The 23,418-nt window shown below is 39.4% G+C and carries 17 protein-coding genes; 10 read left to right on the top strand and 7 right to left on the bottom strand.

The window, feature by feature from the left end; translation table 11 throughout:
* The first annotated feature begins 201 nt into the window (after positions 1–201).
* The 3 genes from IGJ19_RS14305 to IGJ19_RS14295 are packed head-to-tail and all read left to right on the top strand — an operon-like array spanning position 202 to position 2,203.
* The gene (locus IGJ19_RS14305) at positions 202–612 is read left to right on the top strand and encodes a NusG domain II-containing protein (protein WP_010733917.1); all 411 of its coding nucleotides are present in this window, start codon (positions 202–204) and stop codon (positions 610–612) included.
* Between the two features lie 12 nt (positions 613–624).
* Entirely contained in the window at positions 625–1,191 is a 567-nt protein-coding gene (locus IGJ19_RS14300; RefSeq protein ID WP_010733918.1) for a Gx transporter family protein, read from the top strand.
* Positions 1,192–1,213: 22 nt separating this feature from the next.
* A complete protein-coding gene (locus IGJ19_RS14295) occupies positions 1,214–2,203 on the top strand; it encodes a polyprenyl synthetase family protein (protein ID WP_260697838.1) in 990 nt (329 codons plus the stop codon).
* 626 nt (positions 2,204–2,829) lie between these two features.
* Here IGJ19_RS14295 and IGJ19_RS14290 read toward each other — a convergent pair.
* The 3 genes from IGJ19_RS14290 to IGJ19_RS14280 form a co-directional block, all read right to left on the bottom strand.
* A complete protein-coding gene (locus IGJ19_RS14290; protein WP_071867576.1) occupies positions 2,830–3,675 on the bottom strand; it encodes a hypothetical protein in 846 nt (281 codons plus the stop codon).
* A gap of 225 nt (positions 3,676–3,900) precedes the next feature.
* Positions 3,901–4,773 carry a hypothetical protein gene (locus IGJ19_RS14285; RefSeq protein WP_071867575.1) on the bottom strand — a complete coding sequence of 291 codons (873 nt, stop codon included), beginning with the start codon at positions 4,771–4,773 and terminating at the stop codon, positions 3,901–3,903.
* Between the two features lie 287 nt (positions 4,774–5,060).
* Positions 5,061–6,434 carry a hypothetical protein gene (locus IGJ19_RS14280; protein ID WP_071867573.1) on the bottom strand — a complete coding sequence of 458 codons (1,374 nt, stop codon included), beginning with the start codon at positions 6,432–6,434 and terminating at the stop codon, positions 5,061–5,063.
* Positions 6,435–6,737: 303 nt separating this feature from the next.
* Here IGJ19_RS14280 and IGJ19_RS14275 point away from each other — a divergent pair, with 303 nt between their 5' ends.
* Positions 6,738–6,971: a hypothetical protein gene (locus IGJ19_RS14275; protein WP_071867572.1), complete on the top strand. Its 234-nt coding sequence runs from the start codon at positions 6,738–6,740 to the stop codon at positions 6,969–6,971.
* Between the two features lie 800 nt (positions 6,972–7,771).
* Here the strand turns inward: IGJ19_RS14275 and IGJ19_RS14270 are convergent.
* Positions 7,772–8,755, bottom strand: coding sequence for a biotin--[acetyl-CoA-carboxylase] ligase (locus IGJ19_RS14270; protein WP_071867571.1), 984 nt, complete (start codon positions 8,753–8,755; stop codon positions 7,772–7,774).
* 478 nt (positions 8,756–9,233) lie between these two features.
* On the opposite strand from IGJ19_RS14270, the gene rpoB reads away from it, so the two are divergent.
* The 3 genes from rpoB to msrA all read left to right on the top strand — a co-directional run bounded on the left by rpoB (position 9,234) and on the right by msrA (position 17,398).
* Positions 9,234–12,851, top strand: a complete 3,618-nt coding sequence (rpoB, locus tag IGJ19_RS14265; RefSeq protein ID WP_010733925.1) for a DNA-directed RNA polymerase subunit beta — start codon at positions 9,234–9,236, stop codon at positions 12,849–12,851.
* Positions 12,852–12,931: 80 nt separating this feature from the next.
* Positions 12,932–16,585, top strand: coding sequence for a DNA-directed RNA polymerase subunit beta' (gene rpoC, locus IGJ19_RS14260; RefSeq protein ID WP_019722521.1), 3,654 nt, complete (start codon positions 12,932–12,934; stop codon positions 16,583–16,585).
* 288 nt (positions 16,586–16,873) lie between these two features.
* A complete protein-coding gene (msrA, locus tag IGJ19_RS14255) occupies positions 16,874–17,398 on the top strand; it encodes a peptide-methionine (S)-S-oxide reductase MsrA (protein ID WP_010733927.1) in 525 nt (174 codons plus the stop codon).
* 91 nt (positions 17,399–17,489) lie between these two features.
* Here the strand turns inward: msrA and IGJ19_RS14250 are convergent, their stop codons facing one another.
* Positions 17,490–18,164, bottom strand: coding sequence for a prepilin peptidase (locus IGJ19_RS14250; RefSeq protein ID WP_071867570.1), 675 nt, complete (start codon positions 18,162–18,164; stop codon positions 17,490–17,492).
* 56 nt (positions 18,165–18,220) lie between these two features.
* Between IGJ19_RS14250 and IGJ19_RS14245 the strand changes: the two genes are divergently transcribed.
* From IGJ19_RS14245 to IGJ19_RS14235, 3 genes are all read left to right on the top strand, one after another.
* Positions 18,221–19,774, top strand: coding sequence for a gluconokinase (locus IGJ19_RS14245; RefSeq protein ID WP_071867595.1), 1,554 nt, complete (start codon positions 18,221–18,223; stop codon positions 19,772–19,774).
* Positions 19,775–19,940: 166 nt separating this feature from the next.
* The gene (locus IGJ19_RS14240) at positions 19,941–20,408 is read left to right on the top strand and encodes a Dps family protein (RefSeq protein ID WP_062805959.1); all 468 of its coding nucleotides are present in this window, start codon (positions 19,941–19,943) and stop codon (positions 20,406–20,408) included.
* A 140-nt stretch (positions 20,409–20,548) separates the two neighbouring features.
* Positions 20,549–20,764, top strand: a complete 216-nt coding sequence (locus IGJ19_RS14235; RefSeq protein WP_233433741.1) for a hypothetical protein — start codon at positions 20,549–20,551, stop codon at positions 20,762–20,764.
* Positions 20,765–20,793: 29 nt separating this feature from the next.
* Here the strand turns inward: IGJ19_RS14235 and IGJ19_RS14230 are convergent, their stop codons facing one another.
* Together IGJ19_RS14230 and argH are read right to left on the bottom strand one after the other, a co-directional pair.
* Positions 20,794–21,777: a hypothetical protein gene (locus IGJ19_RS14230; RefSeq protein ID WP_430604257.1), complete on the bottom strand. Its 984-nt coding sequence runs from the start codon at positions 21,775–21,777 to the stop codon at positions 20,794–20,796.
* 156 nt (positions 21,778–21,933) lie between these two features.
* On the bottom strand, positions 21,934–23,319 hold the full coding sequence (gene argH, locus IGJ19_RS14225) for an argininosuccinate lyase (RefSeq protein ID WP_430604256.1): 1,386 nt from the start codon (positions 23,317–23,319) through the stop codon (positions 21,934–21,936).
* Positions 23,320–23,418: the final 99 nt, after the last annotated feature.

The raw sequence follows: 23,418 nt of genomic DNA, 5'->3' as shown, positions 1-23,418 counted from the left end.
TAAAATCATGACATGAGAAGAAATAAGGAGGAGCTTGGGGTGTGCAAACATTCCAAGCTCGTCTTTTTCTTAAATAGGTTCGTATAGAAATGATGAATGGATCAAATCCTTCGATTAGCTGAGTTGTGCCTCTCATTCACAACCTTCGTTATTCATGGTAAAATTGGAGCAATCAAATGAGGAGAAAAAGGGAGTGAGTACTTGAAAGAATTTATTCAAAAAAGTTTATTAAAACCTTGGGATATCATCATTATTCTTTTGTTAGTCATGCTCTCATTCTTACCGGTTGTCATCTTTAGTTATCAACAAGTGGATGCAACACCAAATAAAGAAGCGGTGCTACGAGTCGATGGAACAGAAATCAAGACTTTTCCGTTGGTAACTGAAACCAAAGCTTATACCTATTTATACGAAGATGATCATGGTGATAAAAACGTGATTGAGATTGATGGGGAACGAATTCGGATCAAAGAAGCAGACTGCGACGACCAGATTTGCGTTCGCCGAGGCTGGGCAACGAATAATGGTGAAACAATCGTTTGTTTGCCTCACAAATTAGTGATCGAAGTGCGATCAACAGACGGGAGTGGGGAAGACAGTCTGATTTATTAGACGGTTCACGTCATGAGTAAATTACAAAAAATGATCTATATATCTTTATTAGTTGCCCAAGGTGTGATCATCGGTTTATTGGAAAATATGATTCCTTATCCTTTCGCTTTTGCGCCAGGTGCAAAACTAGGATTGGCTAATTTGATTACGATTGTGGCAATTTTTACAATGAAAAAACGAGATAGCTTCTTATTACTTTGGTTGCGTTTATTTTTAACCACGTTATTAGGCGGCACGATTTCGACGTTTCTTTACAGTATGAGTGGTGCGTTATTGAGTTATGTAGGTATGTTGATAGTCAAACAACTGGGTCCTAAAAGGGTTAGCATTATTGGGATCAGCGCAACAGGTGGATTTATGCATAATGTTGGTCAGTTATTGACCGCGTCGTTTATCGCTCAATCATGGACAGTCATGCTCTACTTACCGATTTTATCATTTCTAGGCATTCTATCAGGATTGGCTATAGGGATAGCTGCTAATTATCTGCTGAAACACGTGAGAACACTTCAGCGATTCCAAGCAGACTATGATCGGCAGACTAATAGTCAATGGCAATCGGTATTTCTGAAAAAATAAGCGTTATACAAGGAGTTTTTTTATGAAGTTACATCAAATGTGGGTGGACTATCCAACGATCCAAGTGGAATTGAACCAAACACTAAAAAAAATGGAAAGTGTTGTTCGGCTGAAAAACAAACCAGTAGAAGAAGCGATAAAAGAAACGATTCATGCAGGTGGAAAGTTACTGCGTCCGGCGTATCAATTATTATTTGCTCAATTTGGGCCGGAGCAAGATCGCGAAAAAGCTATTTCGTTGGCAGCATCTATTGAGATGCTACACATTGCTACGTTGATCCATGATGATATCGTTGATGAAGCTGACTTACGCAGAGGACAGCCCAACTTACGTAGCCGTTTTGGCAATAGTGTCGCTGTTTATGCCGGGGATTATTTATTTGTTTGTTGTTTCAAACTTTTATCCGAATATACCTCTTCCTTAAAGAGTATGCAATTAAATGCACGAAGTATGGAAAAAGTATTGAATGGCGAGCTTGGGCAAATGGATGATAGATACAATACCCAGTTGACGGTTGAGGAATACTTACAGAATATTTCTGGTAAAACCGCTGAACTGTTTCAATTGAGTTGTTTTGTAGGGGCATATGAAAGTGGGACAAGCGAGCGTTTTGCAAAAAAAGCCGGGGATATCGGTTTAGCGATCGGTATGGCTTTTCAAATCATTGATGACATTTTAGATTATACAAAACAGAGCGAAGATATCGGTAAGCCTGTACTTGAAGATATTCGTCAAGGGGTGTATTCACTCCCTTTGATCTATGCGTTACAAACAGACAAAAAAGCAGAATTACTTGAATATTTGTCCAAAGAAAAACAAATGACACAAGCAGAAGCTGAGAAGGTTCAACAACTAGTTGTTGAGGCACGAGGGGTCGAAAGCGCCCAGAAGTTGGCAGAATCCTATACGAAACAAGCACTAAAAGAAATAAAAAAATTACCAAATACTTCGGTACAAACAAAAGAAACATTAGAAACTTTGACGTCATTGATTCTAAGACGAGTAGACTAAGTTATATAAAATGAGGTTGTGACAGAAGTGTTCACCTCCGAGAAATATGCGTGAAACCCCGAAAATTGTTTTTCAAATTTTTTGGGGTTTCACGCTTATTTCTGAAGGAGTTACTTCTGGAACACCGTTTATTCGGTTCTAGGGGATGCAAGGTGACTAATGTCCCAAGCTCATTTTTTTCTTTGCACAGAAAAAGTGGTTTTGCACCCTCTGAAAGAAAGAGGTATGCTAAATAATAGGTATCGCATGGTTACTGATTTCCATTTAGTAGTTCCATACGTATCAGTAATTTGTTGCTCTTAAAAACATGAACCATTAATAGAATGGACATGGATCGTTTATCGAACAGGAGCTTACATCGTTTTATTTATGGACGTAAGTACATAAAATGACGGAGGAAGAATAAAGGAGGGAAATCAAAGCACATAAGAAATAATACATAATATTGAGTGAACCATGGACAAAACAAGTAGTTAAAACATTCATTTTTTTGTTTATTCTGACAATCAGTAGTGTTAACATTTTGGGGGAAATGTCGCTGAATGACAAGAATAAATGAGTCGATAAAAACCAGAGAAAGCCTTATGCAGTCTTGACTGATAAGGATTTCTCTGGTTTTTTATTTTTTATCTTCCAAGGCTCGGGCTAGTTTGTGGTCGATTGCTTAGTGTTTGGTTTAGACGATTGTTTTCCTTTTGGTGGTGTGCATGATTGATCCTATCTTTCAATGTAAGTTTCTGAGTCTCAGGTAAACTCTTTTTTTGTAATGATGTGGCCTGTAACTTATGACTAGACTTCCCAATTGCTTTATCTGTGTGGTCACGTTTTCTGGGAGGTTCAGTCCCTTTCGCATTACTTTTAGCATTTTCAGGAATCGTTTCGTAGATCGGTTCATCTCTCCTGTGAGAATTTTTATTGGAATCCACTTTTCTATCTATTCCATTTGCTAGTTTTTTTGTATCAAACATTACTTTTTGCTGTCGATTCGCATAAGGTTCTTTAGAAATACTTTTATGTATTTCATTGAACTTACGATTCGCTTCCACAACAGCATCAGGCACTTCTTTTTTTATGCGGTCACGTATTTCAGGGAGTGGCACATCTTTTTCCCTGCTTTTCGTATCATCAGACATCGTTTTGTAGACCGGTTCAGCAGAGTCTGTATATCGTTCTACCAGTTTATCCACTTGTTTTGGTGACACCTTGTCGATTTTATCAAGTAAATCCTGCGCTCTTTGTTCATTATTTTTGATGCCAGTGGTTAGTTCTCTATATTTTTTTGAAGATGTGGAACGATCGGTAAGCTGTTCTCTTTCTCCCTTTAGCTCGTGAATCCGAGCTACTGTATTCATCAGGCTTTTTGTCAGTTGTTTGATTTCTGTACCTGGACTTTTTGGTAGGTGCTTACTTAATTCCCTTGAGCGCTGTCTCATCTTTTCTACTGACATATTGTTTTCTTTACGATTATCCATAATTAGTTCCTCATCTCTTGTCTTGGTTACATAAACAAAAATAGCATTTTAATCTTCTTGATTTATACCGATAATTTCTAAGTAAGGAAAATTAGTGTGACCATTTCTTGCTCTTGAAACATGAGCGAGAAAACAAAGAAGGGAAAAGCTTGTTTGGTAGCATAAAAAAGGATATTGACCATTATTTTTTGGTCAATATCCTAGATTATTTAGTTTAAAGTTGTTTTACTTTGAAAGAGCAGGATTAGTTTTTGGTCGATTATTTAGTGTTGGATTTGCTTTTTCTTGGGCGTTAGCTTTGACCTTTTCCTGTGCGTTAGCTAACTTCTCAGTCAACGGCGGTTTCAGAATTCCTTTTACAGGTTCTCCTTTTAAAATTTTAATTTGATCAATCAATAATTTTTTTTGGTTCATTAATTCTTCTTTATTTTTCCCACCAAATAAATTCATGATTTTGCCAGTTAACGTCTTATTTCTTTTTTTGAAAGTAGCTAGGTTTTTTTCCGTTTGGTGTAACTTTTTGTTGGCTTTATCTAGCGTAAGTTTTTGACTCCTATCATCCTTAATAGGTTGTTTTTTGATTTCGATTGTTCTCTCTCTTTTATCATATGATTTTGAAGATATATCTTTATGGGCTTCATTGAATTTATCATTAGCAGATTTAACAGCCGACTGAATTTCTTCTTTTGATCGAGCCCTTTTTGATGTGATTGGGACATCGACCTCTTTCATCCTATTTTTCCTATCTCCAGGAATGGTTTCATAGATAGGTTCATTAACGATTTTCTCATTGCTCTTCGTGACGTTTTTGTCTTGGCTGAAATGGTTATCTATGTATTTCTCCAATCTGTCGGCATGTGGGGGTGAAATTTTTTCGATTTTTTCATACAAAACATGAACTCTTTTTCTATGGGTTCTGATAGCTTCTGTTAGTTCTTGATATTTTTCTGAAGATTTCGAAATGTCCCCAAGTGCCTCTCGTTTTCCTTTTAACTCTTCGATCTTATTTTCAGAGTTGATAATTTGATTCGACAGTTGAGTGATTGCTGTTTTCTCCCCCTGTGTGATAGGTTGTTTATCTTGCTCATTCTTAGCCATATCTATCTCCTTTTCTTATTGGTTATATATAAACAAACATAACATTTTCTCATTGATATACAGTGCCGATAATTTCTATTAAGAAAAATTTTTGATATAAAACGTGTAATTGTAAAACGTTGTAAAATGAATGATAAAACATGTATATTGATCGAATGATAGAACTTCCTCTTTGGGATTTCGTGTATCTTTTTGTAATGAAACAAAGTAAATAAAATAACTAACTATAAATATATGGATTACTTGAACCACTTTAGCTAGAAAATCTTTATCTGTGTGGGCGATGATCATGATCTGCTAAAACCAGGGGATTGTGTTCGATCTCCACGCTGTTTTTGATTTTTCATTTGTTGTTCTTGTTTATTATGAGCGTCAGTTACTTGTTCTTTAAATGTTGGTTTTAGGATACCTTTTTGCGGTTTTTTTTGCGGTTGTTCGAGAGTGTTTATCAAATCAGTTTTCTTATCTTTTAAACTTTGGATTTTTTTTCTTTGAAAGGCATTCGCAATCAGACCGAAAATATTTTTTTTACGATTTTGGTACTTTTGTAATTTTTTCTCGATTTTCTGCAAATTATGTTTAGTTGCTTGCATCAACTTCTTCTTCTCAGCTATTTTTTCGCTTTCGGACAGGGTTTTTCCCGTGTCTATTCTTAGCTTTTTGTTCATTTTAGGTTCAGGAGATGAGTTGCGGTAAGATTGATTGAACTTTTCATTGGCCTTCGCTACTTTGATTGCAGAAATTTCTTTAGGTGTTAGTGGACAAGCGACTTTGCCATAAGGGGAATCAGCAAATTTTTTTTCTAACTTCGTTGCAATTTTTGAATCAATAGTCCCCAGTTGATGGTAAAGATTATCTGCTTGTTTTCGATGAAGTTGGATACCTTCAGTGTATATAGCGAATTCTTCTTTTACGTTAGGATTGCTAACGAGACCATCTCTTTCTTTTGCAAGCGCCTGTATTATTTTTTCTGTATTCATGATCTTTTCTGTCAGGCTGTCTATTTTTTCTGTTCGTTTTTCCTGTTGCTGTGCGAGTGATTGCCGGGGCGTAGAAAGCTTTTGTACAACGGACTGACGAGGTTCAGATTTTACTTGAGAAACGGATTGTCGTTTCGGCGACTGATCAACGGATTCTCGACGATTGCTTTTTACTTGTTGGCGTTCTTGTTCTTTTAGGACAAGTTTCATTGCGCGATGACTGTAGATGTTATTTCGATTATTGTTTAGTTCTTTATTTACGTTATTGAGTTTTGTTGTTGCCTTGTTATATTGATCCGGATTGGCTGTTCTGCTCGAATATTTTTTTACTTCACTTTTAATTTCCTTGATTTGTTCATTCAACTCGCTGTCTTTTTCGTTTAAACGTTCAATTTTCTGGTCGATTTGTTTAGCAGACAACTGGATATTTTCAGCTGTGATCGATGTTGTCTGTTGTGAGAATCTTTTCACAATATCTAATTGTTTACTGATCCTATGAAAGGCGTTGTCAGAAAGATTCGGCGCTTTTAAATTTATAGTTAACGATTGCTCTTTTATCAATATGTGTAATCTCAAGCGAGATAAACTTTCTTGACCGATTGCTTGTGGGTTTAAAACACCATCTCTAATGGCTGTATTTAAAAATCTTGTCACCTCTATATTTTTTTTAAGTTTCTCCATTGTTTCTCCTCAGTTATCTTTATTAATATATAAAAAAAATATCATTTTTCAACTGTTGGTATGTACCGATTATTTCTATAATATGTAAATTTTTAGTATTGATCTTTTGCTAAAAGATGTTATTTTGGATGGATTGCAGAGCAGAGGTGACTTTCGTTCATGTTATGGATTAAATTACTCAAATGGATCGATTCGTTTATTTAAAACAATCTTTTTTTGTTTTTGGAAAAAAATTGTCCCCAACAAGAAAAATTCCATGCTATATTCTGGATTAAAGAACGCTATGAATAAAGGAGAGCAGCTGTGAGAAAAGAATATACATCAGAATTAACGCAATTAACGGTGATTGAAATCGTAACAAAATTAAGTGAGAAGAAAAGAAATTTTTCATTTCGTGATATTGAAGAAGAGTATCAGCAACCTTTGTCTGCGGCAGATAAATTTTTGATCCGCTGTTTGATTGTAAAAAAATTCAACTTGAAGATCGAATATTTTTCTTCTTCTAAAGCAAATCAATTACAATTTTGCAAAATTTGAGAATAGTTAATTGAGGTTGGGATTAGCCAGTAAGAGATCGTTGAATTTAATGTGGAAATAAAAAATGTTGTAATTCAATACAAAACAATTCATTCATTTTCTTGTGCGTTATGATACAAACAGAACGACAGCAAAACAAAAAAGGGGGCGTTAAATGGAAGAGGGTTCTGTATAGGAAGAAGCTGAGAAAGCGATCGTTGGTCTTCAATAGATACGCTTATGAATGAATTAGAAGTAGTAAATAGAGGAAACAACACACACATAGAACACCACTTGATTGCCGAAAACTATTTCGGGGAAAAATAGTTACTCGGTCTTAATTGCTTGACGACGTGCATCACAGATTGCGACAGAGCATCTAGATAAAAGCGTAGGCAAATGTTATCAGGTGTCCATTAGTATTGACAGGCAGTAGTTTGATTGTTCTACTGCTACTGACAATAGCACATAGTACTATCCTATTTAAAATAGGGAATCGAACATAGAACAAACATATAGAACTAAAACATAGAACTAAAACATAGAACTAAAACATAGAACTAAAACATAGAACAAACATATAGAACTAAAACATATAGTTAAAACATAGAACAAACATAGAACAAACATAGAAATTAGATGTAGACTCAGAAGTAAAATGAAACACATCATGTAGGACCTCAAACATAGAACCAAGCACATAGTAGAAAAAATATAGTACATCGTAAAGAAGCTTGCATGTTTTCTCGCGACATCAAGCTTATGAAAATAAAGCGAGCATGACAAATCCACCATTGATAAAAAAGAGGCTAGGAAACGAACTAGCCTCTTTTTGCTGATGGTAGCCCATCGATTTCTGTTAAGCTGACTTCACCAGAGAGTAGTTGGAAGCGCTGGTTTGGCGTATCTACGATCAGTTCTCCTTTTGGACCGATTGCTTGGGCAATTCCTTGATAAGATTTTCCTTGTCGGGTAAAGCTGACAGACTTACCTAGGACAAATGACCGTTCTGTGTAAAGATCAAAATAGGTGTGCGAAGGGTCGGCTAAATACCTAAAGAAATGTTTCCAAATCGCGCAGATCAATTGATTTCTAGTCATCGATGCTTCACCATCAGGAAACAAGGAGGTCGCTTTTTGCTGGATCTCATCAGGAAATTGCGTTTGAGGGATCGAAAAATTCAAGCCCACACCAATAATCACCGAACGAATTTCACCACTTTCCATATCGCTTACCGCTTCAGATAAAATTCCACAAACCTTTTTCCCTTCAAGGTAGATATCGTTGACCCATTTGATCATGGCATGTTTTCCTGTCGTTTCTTGAATCGCTTTGACACATGCACTGGCAGCAATCAACGTATATTGTGGCAATTCCTCAAAATGCTTTTGTGGATGCAATAATAGGCTCATGTAGACTCCTTGACCTGGTTGAGCGAAAAAGGAACGTCCAAAACGTCCATGGGCTTGTTCTTGTGTATCCGCGATAAATAAACTAGGTTTCGTAGTATCCATATTAGATGCCGATTTTGCATCTTTCATGGTGGATTCAGATTGTGATAATACCTTCACTTGAACATCAAAAGAGGATAATGCTTGGGAAATCTCTACAGGATCTAATACATCGGAGGGGAGATAACGATACCCTTTCGCTTGGTGGTCAAAGCGAAAACCTTCTTTTTCTAATTCTTTGATGGCTTTCCAAATACTCGTTCGGGAGACATTCAGTTGTTGGGCGATTTTTTCACCAGATAGAAATGTTGGAGTATTTTTTAAAAGGTGTAGTACCTTGGCTTTTGTCGTCATCGATCAAGCTCCTTTCTACTATTTATATATTAGCAGATTTACGATCGAATGAGGACAGCGCGTCATACTTTTTGTTTGAGTCGCTATAAAGACGGAAAGACTTTGTGAGGGAGAGTCACTCAATTAGGAATGGACAAAATTGGAACAAAAAAGAAAGATTAAGAAACAATTACGAAAATTTACAGGAAACGCCAGGAAGTGTTGACTTTTACGTTTAAACAGTGTATTATATGAAGTTGCAAAAACTATCTGATGAAGCGAAGGCAGAAACGAAATATTGTCCGTTTCGGCTTTAATATAAGGAAACAAAAGTAGAAGCTCACGTAGGCAAGTACTCAAGAGAACGTTCTATTTTTGGTTTTTTTTTGCCTAAAAGCCGCAAAAAATGTCTGTTGTTACCTAAATATAATATTTTTAATATTATTGTAACAATTGATCGGGTAGTCTTTTTGAATGACATTTTAGAGGGGTGAAGAGCTTGGCTGGACACGTAGTAAAATACGGAAAACATCGCGAACGTAGAAGTTTCGCACGAATCAGTGAAGTGTTGGAATTACCAAATTTGATCGAAATTCAAACAGACTCGTACCAATGGTTCTTGGATGAAGGACTAAGAGAAATGTTTGAAGATATTTTGCCAATCGATGACTTCAATGGCAATCTTTCTTTGGAATTTGTAGATTATGAATTGAAAGAACCAAAGTACACAGTAGCAGAAGCACGCGCACATGACGCAAATTACTCTGCACCATTACATGTGACTTTACGTTTAACAAACCGTGAGACAGGTGAAATCAAAGCGCAAGAAGTATTCTTCGGTGATTTCCCATTGATGACAGAGCAAGGTACATTCATCATCAACGGTGCGGAACGTGTTATCGTTTCCCAATTAGTCCGTTCACCAGGTGTTTACTTCCATGGGAAAGTAGACAAAAACGGTAAAGAAGGATTCGGTTCAACTGTGATCCCTAACCGTGGCGCATGGTTAGAAATGGAAACTGATGCAAAAGACATCTCTTATGTACGTATCGACCGCACACGTAAGATTCCATTGACTGTGTTAGTTCGTGCATTAGGTTTCGGTTCAGATGACACGATTTTTGAAATCTTTGGGGATAGTGAAACATTACGTAACACGATCGAAAAAGATTTACACAAAAATGCAAGTGATTCTAGAACAGAAGAAGGATTAAAAGATATCTACGAGCGTCTTCGCCCAGGCGAACCAAAAACAGCAGATAGTTCACGTAACTTGCTGAATGCCCGCTTCTTTGATCCAAAACGTTACGACTTAGCAAATGTTGGTCGTTACAAAGTAAACAAAAAACTAGACTTGAAAACACGTCTATTGAACTTAACGTTAGCTGAAACATTGGTTGATCCTGAAACAGGCGAGATCATTGTTGAAAAAGGAACAGCTTTGACCCATCAAGTGATGGAAACATTAGCACCGTTCATCGACAATGGTTTGAACTCTGTGACTTACTACCCAACAGAAGATGGCGTAGTCACTGATCCAATGACTGTCCAAGTGATCAAAGTCTTTTCACCAAAAGACCCAGAACGTGAAGTCAACGTGATCGGTAACGGCTATCCAGACACAACAGTGAAAACTGTTCGTCCAGCGGATATCGTTGCTTCAATGAGCTATTTCTTGAACTTGATGGAAGGCATCGGCAACGTGGACGATATCGACCACTTAGGAAATCGTCGTATCCGTTCTGTCGGAGAACTTTTACAAAATCAATTCCGTATCGGATTAGCACGTATGGAACGTGTCGTACGTGAAAGAATGTCGATCCAAGATACAGAAACATTGACACCACAACAATTGATCAATATCCGTCCAGTTGTTGCAAGTATCAAAGAATTCTTTGGTTCTTCACAATTGTCTCAGTTCATGGACCAAACCAATCCATTGGGCGAATTGACACACAAACGTCGTCTTTCTGCCTTAGGACCTGGTGGTTTGACTCGTGACCGTGCCGGCTATGAAGTACGTGACGTTCACTACTCCCACTATGGCCGTATGTGTCCGATCGAAACGCCTGAGGGACCAAATATCGGGTTGATCAATAGTTTATCTAGTTACGCGAAAGTAAACAAATTTGGTTTTATCGAAACGCCTTATCGTCGTGTTGATCGTGAAACAGGACGTGTGACAGAGCAAATCGATTATTTAACAGCTGACATCGAGGACCATTATATCGTTGCCCAAGCAAACAGTAAGTTGAATGATGACGGTACATTTGCTGAAGAAATCGTCATGGCTCGTGCCCAAAGTGAAAACTTAGAAGTATCGATCGATAAAGTCGATTATATGGACGTTTCACCGAAACAAGTAGTTGCGGTAGCGACAGCATGTATTCCTTTCTTGGAAAACGATGACTCCAACCGTGCCTTGATGGGTGCCAACATGCAGCGTCAAGCAGTGCCATTGATCAATCCACAAGCACCTTGGGTTGGTACTGGTATGGAATATAAATCAGCTCATGACTCAGGAGCTGCGTTACTATGTAAACACGATGGTGTAGTTGAATTTGTTGATGCTTCTGAGATCCGCGTACGTCGCGACAATGGCGCATTAGACAAATACTCAGTGACAAAATTCCGTCGTTCAAACTCTGGAACAAGTTACAACCAACGCCCAATCGTTCATTTAGGTGAGAAAGTCGAAAAAGGGGATACCTTGGCAGACGGCCCATCAATGGAACAAGGTGAAATGGCTCTAGGACAAAACGTCTTAGTCGGTTTCATGACTTGGGAAGGATACAACTACGAAGATGCGATCATCATGAGTCGTCGTCTTGTCAAAGACGATGTGTACACATCGATCCATATTGAAGAATATGAATCAGAAGCTCGTGATACAAAATTAGGACCTGAAGAAATCACTCGCGAAATCCCGAACGTCGGTGAAGACGCATTGAAAGACTTAGACGAAATGGGGATCATTCGTATTGGGGCAGAAGTCCAAGACGGTGACTTATTAGTCGGTAAAGTAACACCAAAAGGGGTAACTGAACTTTCAGCAGAAGAAAGATTATTGCATGCGATCTTCGGTGAAAAAGCACGTGAAGTACGTGATACTTCTCTACGTGTACCGCATGGTGGAGGCGGGATCGTTCACGATGTGAAGATCTTTACTCGTGAAGCTGGCGATGAATTATCACCAGGTGTCAACATGTTAGTTCGTGTGTATATCGTTCAAAAACGTAAAATCCATGAAGGGGATAAAATGGCCGGACGTCACGGTAATAAAGGGGTTGTTTCCCGTATTATGCCGGAAGAAGATATGCCATTCTTACCTGATGGAACACCGATCGACATCATGTTGAACCCACTAGGGGTACCATCACGTATGAACATCGGACAAGTATTGGAATTGCATTTAGGGATGGCTGCACGTCAATTAGGCATCCACGTTGCAACACCAGTATTTGATGGTGCAAGTGATGAAGACGTATGGGAAACAGTTCGTGAAGCTGGTATGGCTAGCGATGCGAAAACTGTTCTTTATGACGGACGTACAGGTGAACCATTTGACGGACGTGTGTCTGTCGGTGTGATGTACATGATCAAACTTGCTCACATGGTTGACGACAAGTTACATGCACGTTCAATTGGACCTTACTCACTAGTTACGCAACAACCATTAGGTGGTAAAGCGCAATTTGGTGGACAACGTTTTGGGGAAATGGAAGTTTGGGCACTGGAAGCATACGGTGCGGCTTATACCTTACAAGAAATCTTGACATACAAATCAGATGACGTAGTCGGACGTGTGAAAACATACGAAGCAATCGTCAAAGGTGAACCAATTCCAAAACCAGGTGTACCTGAATCCTTCCGCGTATTAGTCAAAGAATTACAATCACTAGGATTAGACATGCGTGTCCTAGACATCCAAGACAGCGAGATCGAACTTCGCGACATGGATGACGAAGACGATGATTTGATCACAGTGGATGCTTTGACAAAATTCGCTGAACAACAAACAGCAAAAGAACTAGAAAAACAAGCTGCTGAACAAGTCGAAGATGAAAGACAAGATATCATCCAAAACTTTGAAACCGCAGAAGATAATTTAGACTAATCCGGTCTGAGATACTGTGAGGCGGTCGAAGATCAGCCGCCTTACGGTTTTGCCATTAAACGAAATGGAGGGAACCCCTTTTGATCGATGTAAATAAATTCGAAAGTATGCAAATAGGTTTGGCTTCTCCCGAAAAAATCAGAAGCTGGTCTTACGGTGAAGTAAAAAAACCTGAGACGATTAACTATCGTACCTTAAAACCTGAGCGCGAAGGGTTGTTCTGTGAGCGGATTTTTGGTCCTACAAAAGACTGGGAATGTGCCTGCGGAAAATATAAACGTATCCGTTATAAAGGAATCGTTTGTGATCGCTGCGGTGTGGAAGTGACTCGTTCAAAAGTTCGTCGTGAACGTATGGGTCATATCGAATTAGCAGCACCTGTTTCACATATCTGGTATTTCAAAGGTATTCCTTCTCGTATGGGTCTTGTATTAGACATGAGCCCACGCGCATTAGAAGAAATCATTTACTTTGCCTCATATGTTGTCATTGAACCAGGAAACACAAGCTTAGAGAAAAAACAATTGTTGACTGAACGCGAATACCGCGAAAAACGTGAACAATATGGTCAAGAATTCCAAGCAGCAATGGGCGCGGAAGCAATCAAACAATTACTTGATAACGTTGATTTGGATGGCGAAGCGGCTGAATTGAAAGAAGAGTTGAAATCTGCACAAGGACAAAAACGTACACGCGCGATCCGTCGTTTGGACATTTTAGAAGCATTCCGTGCTTCTGGCAATGAACCAAGCTGGATGGTCATGGACGTTATCCCTGTCATCCCACCAGATCTACGACCAATGGTCCAATTAGAAGGTGGACGTTTTGCAACAAGTGACTTGAACGATCTATATCGTCGTGTGATCAACCGTAACAATCGTTTGAAACGTTTGTTAGACTTGAATGCACCAGGAATCATCGTTCAAAATGAAAAACGGATGTTACAAGAAGCGGTAGATGCGTTGATCGATAACGGTCGTCGTGGCCGTCCTGTTACAGGACCAGGTAACCGCCCATTGAAATCTCTTTCTCATATGTTGAAAGGGAAACAAGGTCGTTTCCGTCAAAACTTACTTGGTAAACGTGTCGACTACTCTGGTCGTTCAGTTATCGTCGTAGGTCCTTTCTTGAAAATGTACCAATGTGGATTACCAAAAGAAATGGCGATCGAATTGTTCAAACCATTCGTGATGCGCGAATTAGTTCAACGTGAACTTGCTTCAAACATCAAAAATGCGAAACGCAAAATCGAACGTCAAGAAGATGAAGTTTGGGATGTCTTAGAAGACGTCATCAAAGAACATCCAGTTCTATTGAACCGGGCACCTACGCTTCACAGATTAGGTATCCAAGCATTTGAACCAGTTCTTGTCCAAGGTCGTGCGATCCGTTTGCATCCATTGGTATGTGAAGCATACAATGCCGATTTCGATGGAGACCAAATGGCCGTTCACGTACCGTTGAACGAAGAAGCACAAGCAGAAGCACGTATGCTGATGTTAGCTGCTCAAAACATCTTGAATCCAAAAGATGGTAAACCAGTTGTTACACCTTCTCAGGATATGGTTTTAGGAAACTACTACCTAACAATGGAAGAAGAAGGTCGTGAAGGCGAAGGAATGGTCTTTAGAGACCAAAACGAAGCAGTCATCGCATGGCGTAATGGCTACGTTCATTTACATTCACGTATTGGTGTGAACCCAACGACATTAGGGGACAAACCATTTACAGAATGGCAGAAAGAACGCACGATGATCACGACTGTTGGTAAGATCATCTTCAATGAGATCATGCCACCAGAATTCCCTTACTTGAATGAACCAACTGACTTCAACTTGACTGTCCAAACACCGGACAAATACTTTGTTGAAGCTGGAACAGATATTCCTGCTCACATCAAAGAACAAGAACTAGTTTTACCATTCAAGAAGAAAAACTTAGGAAACATCATCGCCGAAGTCTTCAAACGTTTCAAAGTAACTGAAACATCTAAGATGCTTGACCGTATGAAAGACTTAGGATACAAACATTCAACACATGCAGGTATCACTGTAGGGATTGCCGACATCAGTGTCTTGAATGAAAAACAAGTGATCATTGACGAAGCACATAAACAAGTAGAGTCGATCACGAAGCAATTCCGTCGTGGTTTGATCACTGACGACGAGCGTTATGAACGAGTAATCGCTGTTTGGAACTCTGCGAAAGACAGCATCCAACAAAAACTGATGGAAGGTTTGGAAGCGAAAAACCCAATCTTCATGATGTCAGATTCTGGTGCCCGTGGTAACATCTCCAACTTTACTCAGCTTGCTGGTATGCGTGGATTGATGGCCGCACCGAATGGACGTATCATGGAATTGCCGATCATTTCGAACTTCCGCGAAGGACTTTCTGTCTTGGAAATGTTTATCTCAACTCACGGGGCTCGTAAAGGAATGACCGATACAGCCTTGAAGACAGCCGATTCTGGTTACTTGACACGTCGTTTAGTTGACGTTGCCCAAGATGTCATCATTCGTGAAGAAGATTGTGGCACTGACCGCGGTCTTGAGATCCAAGCAATCCGTGAAGGAAATGAAATCATCGAATCTCTTGAAGATCGTTTGATTGGACGTTACACTCGTAAAGAAGTTCGTCATCCTGAAACCAACGAAATGATCATCGCCGGAAATCAATTGATCTCTGAAGATGTCGCAAAACAAATCGTTGATGCAGGTGTTGAAACTGTAACGATCCGTTCTGTCTTCACATGTAACACAAAACATGGTGTCTGCAAACATTGTTACGGACGTAACTTGGCAACTGGTTCTGACGTTGAAGTCGGAGAAGCAGTTGGTACGATCGCCGCTCAATCAATCGGTGAACCAGGTACTCAGTTAACAATGCGTACGTTCCATACGGGTGGGGTTGCCGGAGATGATATCACTCAAGGTCTTCCTCGTGTCCAAGAAATCTTTGAAGCACGTAATCCGAAAGGGCAAGCAGTGATCACTGAAGTAACAGGGGATGTCATCGATATCTCTGAAGATCCTGCTACACGTACCAAAGAAGTAACAATCAAAGGGAAAACAGATACACGTACGTATACAGTGCCTTACACTGCACGTATGAAAGTCGCTGAAGGCGATATGATCCATCGTGGTGCACCATTGACAGAAGGATCAATCGATCCAAAACAATTGTTGCAAGTACGTGACGTTCTATCTGTTGAAAACTATCTATTACGTGAAGTACAACGCGTTTACCGTATGCAAGGGGTAGAAATCGGCGACAAACATATCGAAGTAATGGTTCGCCAAATGCTTCGTAAAGTGCGCGTCATGGACCCAGGCGATACAGAAATCTTGCCAGGTACACTGTTAGATATCGCAGACTTCAAAGACCAAAACTACAATACGTTAGTTGCTGGTGGCGTTCCTGCGACATCTCGTCCAGTCTTGCTAGGTATCACAAAAGCATCATTAGAAACAAACAGCTTCTTATCAGCTGCATCCTTCCAAGAAACAACTCGTGTCTTGACTGATGCTGCGATTCGAGGCAAAAAAGATCCACTTCTTGGTTTGAAAGAAAATGTTATCATCGGTAAGATCATTCCAGCTGGTACTGGTATGCCACGTTACCGCAACATGGAACCAAAAGAAGTTGGCGTTGCAAGTGAAAACGTGTATAGCATTTCTGACATCGAAGCACAAATGGCTGCTGAAGATGCGATGAACGAGCAAACGCGATAAACCATGAGTTCACATAAAGAAGGTCAAGTTCCTGTTTGAGGGACTTGACCTTTTTTTTTGTGGATAAACTAGAATCAAGAAAGTAAAAGGTAACTGTGGATAAAAGAAATGGCAATAGATATCCACAGGGGATAATTATTATGTGTACCAAAATTTATCCACAAGTTTTCAAATAATAAAAGAAAAACAATAAAAATAGGCTAAAAATACCGGTAGGGGGTAAAACAAGCATATTACTATTTATTTCAATGAAAACGAGTATGATAAAACCAAAGGAGCTGATAAGAAATGGCAGTGAAAAAAGCTGTATTTGCAGGTGGCTGTTTTTGGTGTATGGTCAAACCGTTTGAAACACAACCAGGTATCCTCTCCGTTACTTCCGGTTATACTGGAGGACATGTACCAAATCCAACCTACGAACAAGTGACGACTGGAACAACTGGTCATACTGAAGCGGTAGAAATCGAATATGATCCTGAAATCATCACCTATGCACAATTGGTCGAGATTTATTGGCAACAGACCGATCCGACAGATGCTTTAGGGCAGTTTGCTGATCGTGGGGACTCTTATCGTCCGGTCATTTATTATAGTGATGAAGCAGAACGTGAAGCCGCAGAAAACTCAAAACAACAGTTACAAGCAAGTGGCCGTTTCGATCAACCGATCGTCACAAAGATCGAACCTCGTACGACCTTTTATCCCGCAGAGGAGTATCATCAAGATTACTACAAGAAAAACAAGATCCATTATCAGTTGTATCGTGAAGGCTCTGGTCGGGCGGGATTCCTTAGAAAAAACTGGAAAGACTAGCAGTATAAGTTACTAGAAAATATGAATTTTAAGTAATAAGAAAAGAGGAAGGTCGGACATTTTGTTCTAGATGCTTCTTCTTTTTTGTGTACTAGCGGAAATAGAGGACCAACCATAAGGCAATACTCAGAAAAGGAACAAAAGGGAGATGCTTTCTTTTCTTATGGAGTAAAGCAGTGACACAAAAATAACTTAAACCAAGACAACTGGCGATAAACATAAGCATGAGAAAATGTGTGGAGGCTAACCCACCACTCCAACTAAGTAAGAGTAACGTATCACCTGCCCCTAAATAAGCTTGCCCATAACGCAGCAAACCGTAACTGATCAAGCCGAACGCAAAGCTGGTTTCTAAGTGAAACTGCTCAGTCAGCACCCAGTAGGCCCATAAGAAAGTCCATGAGAAGTAAAGAATGCGAGTGTCGATCGCAAGGTAAAAAATATCCATCAACGAAAATAAAAAAGCAGTGAATAGCCAAATCAAATGAACTGTATCTGGCGAATAGCATCCTGCATACATAAATAGCGTACCGCTGATCAACTCGGCCAGTGGATACATGGGTGAAAGTTTGGTCTGACAAGAGCGGCAACGAAATCGTTGCATGAGGATCGAAAGTAATGGAATCAACTCATACCAACGCAATGTTTGGTGACAGTTGACACAATGTGAACGAGGGGAAATAATAGAAAGGTCTTGAGGAACGCGTTGTGCGACCAAGCACAAAAAAGAACCAAAGCAACAACCAATGATAAAATAAAGAAACATCAGACCAACCTCCTTTTGATTAAGATACGCAAAAAAGGAGAAGAGAGGTGGAAAAAATAATGATTGCAGTCGGGGTCGATATCGGTACTACGCAAACGAAAGCAGTTGCATTCAATGAACAAGCAGAAGAAGTAGCTACAGCCTACTTTCATTACCCGCTGATCCAAGAAATCCAAGGGATGGCTGAACAAGATCAGGAATTGATCGTCCATGCAGTGTATACGGTCATCAATGAAGTGATCCAACAATTGCCAGCACAGACAATCCAATTCATTTCATTTTCAACAGCCATGCACAGCTTGATTTTATTAGATAAAAATAAAAAACCTTTAACTCGTATGTTTACTTGGGCAGACACTCGTGCCGTCAATGAAGCAGAAAAATTAAAAGCAACTGAAAAAGGTCGAGTGATCTATGAACGGACGGGTACGCCGATCCATCCAATGACACCATTGATCAAAATCAATTGGTTGAAAAACGAGTTTCCTGATTTATTTGAGCAAGCGGTTTATTTTGTAGGGATCAAAGACTATCTTTTTTATGAGCTGTTTGCTGAATTAGTCAGTGATTATAGTACTGCTTCTGGCACAGGGTACTTCGATATCCACCGTTTCCAATGGTCAGAGCCTATTCTTGAAGAGTTAGGGATACAAGAAGAGCAATTACCGAGAGTAGCACCTGCGACTACCCAGTTCACGAAATTAACAGAACAAGCTCGTACGAGATTTCATTTTGATCAAGAAATTCCATTTATTTTAGGTGGAGCCGATGGGCCATTATCCAATTTAGGCTTAGGTGCATTTGGTGAGACGACGGCAGCGCTGACTGTCGGTACCAGTGGCGCATTACGATTTATTTCGAATCGCCCAAAGCTCCATCCAACAATGGAAACCTTTTGTTACGTTTTGGATCAAACACACTGGGTCATCGGAGGAGCAACAAGTAATGGCGCAGGGATCTTTGATTGGGCGGTCCATACATTGATGCAAGATGTCGTTCAACGAGCTAAGGAACAAGGAGAAGATCCGTATCAAGCAGTCCTTTCAGAAATCGCTTTTGTCCCGCCTGGCGCCAATGGGCTGATTTTTCAACCGTATTTATTGGGTGAACGAGCACCTTTGTGGGATGCGGAGGCATTTGGAAGTTTTATTGGTCTGCAACGATGGCATACAGAAAAAGACATGATGCGAGCGGTCCTGGAAGGGGTTTGTTTTAATCTCAAACGAATTTTGCGAGGTATCTGTCCACCCGATCAAGTGATTGAGTTACGTGCAACTGGTGGCTTTGCTCAATCAGTGTTATTTCGGCAGATCATGGCAGATGTATTGGGACAACCTATCCGTTTTCCAAAAGTTAAAGAAGCCTCAGCGTTAGGGGCAGTCATATTAGGTTGGCAGAGTCAAGGCAGAATCGAAACATTAGGTGAAGCTTCCGCATATATTGAATTAGCACAACAAGTGGCTGTTCAGAAAAAAGCCAGCCGCATATACAACAAAATATATCCTTTGTTTGTTTCGACACAACAAGAATTAAGCCGCTATTCTCAGTTATTTGCGGAACTACGAGAGGATCTATCAATAGAGATGATAGATGAAGAAGGCGAATCGTAAATGATGACATTAGTTATATTTTCTATTTGGTTGGCGGATTTTTTGCTATTTAAAAAAAGCATTACTCTGGGGATGAAAATCGTTCTCATCTAAAGGATTTTAGTGTACTTTTCCCTCAAAGTTTACTATGATTTTAATATAGGCAAATGCGAGGAGGCAGAATTACATGAAATTTCAACAAACAAAAGAAGTATTGAATCAATTAGTAGCAGATTTAAGCCAAATGTCGGTGATCGTCCACCAAACTCATTGGTATATGAGAGGTCCTGGATTCTTGACATTGCATCCAATGATGGACAGCTTCATGGACGACTTGAATGAACAATTAGATGAAATCTCAGAACGTTTGATCACATTAGATGGTTCACCTTATTCAACGTTACGTGAATTTGCAGACAACACAAAAATCCCTGATGAAGTTGGTCGTTGGGATCGCACGATGGAAGAACGTTTAGAAACATTAGTCGCAGGTTACCGCTATTTAGCAGATCTTTTCCAAAAAGGAATTGAAGCTGCTGGTGAAGAAGGCGACGATCCAACACAAGATATCTTCATTGATTTTAAAGCAGCAACAGAAAAACGCATCTGGATGATACAAGCACATCTAGGTAAAGCACCAGGAATTGACGCATAAACAAGCGAATCACAACTATAAGAGACACCCTGTTGACACACATCCTTTGAGACGTGTTTCGACAGGGTGTTATTTTTTCTATTAATTACAGCAGAAATTTATTTTCTGAGAATGGGAAAAAGAAATGGTTCTCGTTGTTGATGGTTGTAATGTTGTTGTCGTCGGTTTTCCAACCGACACTCTTAGCCTTTGCGAGTGATCGATCCTTCAAAGAAGCAACCTCACGTCCGGCTGTTGAGATTGATTTAAGTGGCACATCGCCAGCAAAAGATGAAAAAACATGGAACGAATGGGTAAAACTCCGAGGATTTACGGATACCCTTACAAGAGTCTTTCTGTCATTTTTTTGTAATTGACTGAGCATTGAGTACACCCTTTTGAATATTCAGGAGTGGATTTGTCGTAGCCCGCGTTCTTTGGAATCAAGGGCTTCAGATTGGAATTTTTCAGTGGAATAATGATCACGCCAGTAATATAGATTATGTAACTGATATTGATGAATAATAGCTAAAGTAGGGTTATTCAATCGCTCTCTTAAATCAAGATAATCAATATTCAACATCCATTTACTGTAAAAATCTCCATATATACCAAAGCTTATGTTATAGGGAGAACAACCAAATAGAGGAATATCTTCATAGCAAATCTCATATTCTTCCTCCGATAGACCACGTCTATCGTCGTCTAGGTCGTCTTCCTCTGGATCATAAGGACACTCAGCAAGAAAATATCCATCACTTGGACCAAAATCAATAAATGAATCATCATGGGTCACAGTTAGTCGAGAATCTAATTGATTTAACTGAGTTTCTAGAAATTCCGTATTCTTTTCTACAGCGGCCAAAGGTCGATGCTTAGGGTCAGTGAAGGTGATTAGTCGACTACTTTTTCTACCTTCACCGATCATCTGTGAAGTTCTTTGATAATGAGATGCGATTGTTTGTTGGAATTGTTCTTCTGGAAATAAATCTTTCCAGTAAGATAAGTTTTTTGCTTGATAAGCGTGAATAACAGTTAATATCAAATCGTCAATTGCTTGTAGCGTTTTTCGATCCGAATGATTTACTTTTCCGTAATGTTCATCAATTTGTTCGCCATAAGGTGTAAAACAATAGAGCGTATAAAATTGATATTTCAATCGATACTCCGAATACACAAAATGTTCCATCGGATGATCTGGCACACGAGGGTCCCAATAAATCGACGAAAATTGTGGAAAAACCTCTGGACCATAATCAATAAAGTTATCATTGTGAATCAAGGTCAAATCTGGATCGATTGCATGAAATTTTTGTGTGAGTTCTTCTTTCATTTTTTTGATCTCTGCTTGTGGTCGACGGTTGGGATCGACAAAGGGGAAGAAATGCATAATAGTTTTTCCTTTCTGTATGAAAAAGTTTTTTAAACTAAAGTATGACATGTTTATTCTTGAAAGATTGAACTTTTTTTACATATTTTTGAAAAATGTAAACTAAAAAAGAACATCTTGAGACAACGTGTGGAAACATTGTCTCAAGATGTTCTTTTAGTTCTTGTCTATTTTCAACTGATGTAGTGCTTGTTCAATTTGCCTTTCTACTTGGTCAAAACCTGTACCACCTAATGAATTGCGACGTTTTACGGCAGTTTCCGGAAGTAAGGTGTCGTAAATATCGGCTTTGATCAGCGGGCTGATTGCTTGGAATTCTGTTAGTGGGATGTCTTGTAATGAACAACCTTGTTGTGTACATTGTAAGACGAGTTTACCGACGATCTCATGTGCTTGACGGAAAGGTAAGTCCTTCGCAGCTAAGTAATCGGCTAACTCAGTCGCATTGGAGAAATCTTTTTGCGTGGCCGCATACATTCGGGCTTTGTTCACTTCCATGGTTTTGACCATGCCTTCCATGATCGAGAGACTAGCTAAAATCGTTTCACTCGTATCGAACATGCCTTCTTTATCCTCTTGAAAATCTTTGTTATAAGCTAAAGGCAAACCTTTCATCAACGTGAGCAAACCAAATAAATTCCCATATACTCGACCAGTTTTTCCACGAATCAATTCTGCCATATCTGGGTTTTTCTTTTGGGGCATGATCGAACTGCCTGTTGAAAAAGTATCCGAAAGTTCAATATATTGGCATTCATAACTACACCAAAAAATGATTTCTTCGCAAAAACGAGACAAGTGCATCATCAATAATGAAGCATTGCTTAAAAATTCCAGAATAAAATCACGGTCACTAACGGCGTCTAAACTGTTTGCATAAACATCAGAAAAGCCTAATTCAGTCGCGGTGAATAAACGATCGATAGGGAATGTCGTGCCTGCTAATGCCGCACTGCCTAATGGGGAAATATCGATTCGTTTCAGGCTTTCTGTGAAGCGTTCATGGTCACGAGTAAACATCTGATAGTACGCTAAGAGATGATGGCCAAAGGAAATCGGTTGGGCGTGTTGCAGATGAGTATATCCTGGCATGATCGTAGCCGTATGCTCTGCTGCTTTTTCCACGAACGTTTGACGTAACGAATGAAGCTTTTCAATCAGTTCAAGTACCGTATCTTTTAGGTACAAGTGCATGTCTGTTGCGACTTGGTCATTGCGGCTACGAGCAGTATGTAGTTTCCCGGCAACAGGTCCGATTTCCTCATGTAGGCATTTTTCAATATTCAAGTGGATGTCTTCATTTTCCACCGAAAAATGCAAAGTGCCATTCGTTAAGCGTGTTTGCAGTTTTTCCAAACCAGCGATGATCTGTTGCGCTTCTTCCTCGGACAAAATCCCAGTATGGGCCAACATTTTCACATGGGCGAGACTACCTAAAATATCTTGTTCAGCTAATTTTTGATCAAAGGAGATCGAAGCGCCGAATGCATCGATCCATTGTTCACTTTTTCCTTGAAACCGTCCACCCCAAAGTTTATCCATGTGATTCCTCCTATATTTTGAATGAAAGAAAAGAAGGTAAAAGTTCCTGTTTGAGTTCGCACTCAGCTTTTACCTTACTTTTCTTTTGATGGCTTTACT

Origin of the sequence: Enterococcus sp. DIV1368b, from assembly GCF_050529595.1 — a bacterium.
Lineage (GTDB): Bacteria > Bacillota > Bacilli > Lactobacillales > Enterococcaceae > Enterococcus_B > Enterococcus_B mundtii.
This window is presented reverse-complemented; position numbering and strand designations above follow the sequence as displayed.

What these genes read in the sequence shown, in the direction of transcription:
- IGJ19_RS14230 (WP_430604257.1), bottom strand. Translation starts at nt 21,777, where the DNA reads ATGCATTTCTTCCCCTTTGTCGATCCCAACCGTCGACCACAAGCAGAG.
- IGJ19_RS14270 (WP_071867571.1), bottom strand. Translation starts at nt 8,755, where the DNA reads ATGACGACAAAAGCCAAGGTACTACACCTTTTAAAAAATACTCCAACA.
- argH (WP_430604256.1), bottom strand. Translation starts at nt 23,319, where the DNA reads ATGGATAAACTTTGGGGTGGACGGTTTCAAGGAAAAAGTGAACAATGG.
- IGJ19_RS14285 (WP_071867575.1), bottom strand. Translation starts at nt 4,773, where the DNA reads ATGGCTAAGAATGAGCAAGATAAACAACCTATCACACAGGGGGAGAAA.
- IGJ19_RS14280 (WP_071867573.1), bottom strand. Translation starts at nt 6,434, where the DNA reads ATGGAGAAACTTAAAAAAAATATAGAGGTGACAAGATTTTTAAATACA.
- IGJ19_RS14250 (WP_071867570.1), bottom strand. Translation starts at nt 18,164, where the DNA reads ATGTTTCTTTATTTTATCATTGGTTGTTGCTTTGGTTCTTTTTTGTGC.
- IGJ19_RS14235 (WP_233433741.1), top strand. Translation starts at nt 20,549, where the DNA reads ATGGTTGTAATGTTGTTGTCGTCGGTTTTCCAACCGACACTCTTAGCC.
- IGJ19_RS14290 (WP_071867576.1), bottom strand. Translation starts at nt 3,675, where the DNA reads ATGGATAATCGTAAAGAAAACAATATGTCAGTAGAAAAGATGAGACAG.
- IGJ19_RS14295 (WP_260697838.1), top strand. Translation starts at nt 1,214, where the DNA reads ATGAAGTTACATCAAATGTGGGTGGACTATCCAACGATCCAAGTGGAA.
- IGJ19_RS14300 (WP_010733918.1), top strand. Translation starts at nt 625, where the DNA reads ATGAGTAAATTACAAAAAATGATCTATATATCTTTATTAGTTGCCCAA.
- msrA (WP_010733927.1), top strand. Translation starts at nt 16,874, where the DNA reads ATGGCAGTGAAAAAAGCTGTATTTGCAGGTGGCTGTTTTTGGTGTATG.
- IGJ19_RS14240 (WP_062805959.1), top strand. Translation starts at nt 19,941, where the DNA reads ATGAAATTTCAACAAACAAAAGAAGTATTGAATCAATTAGTAGCAGAT.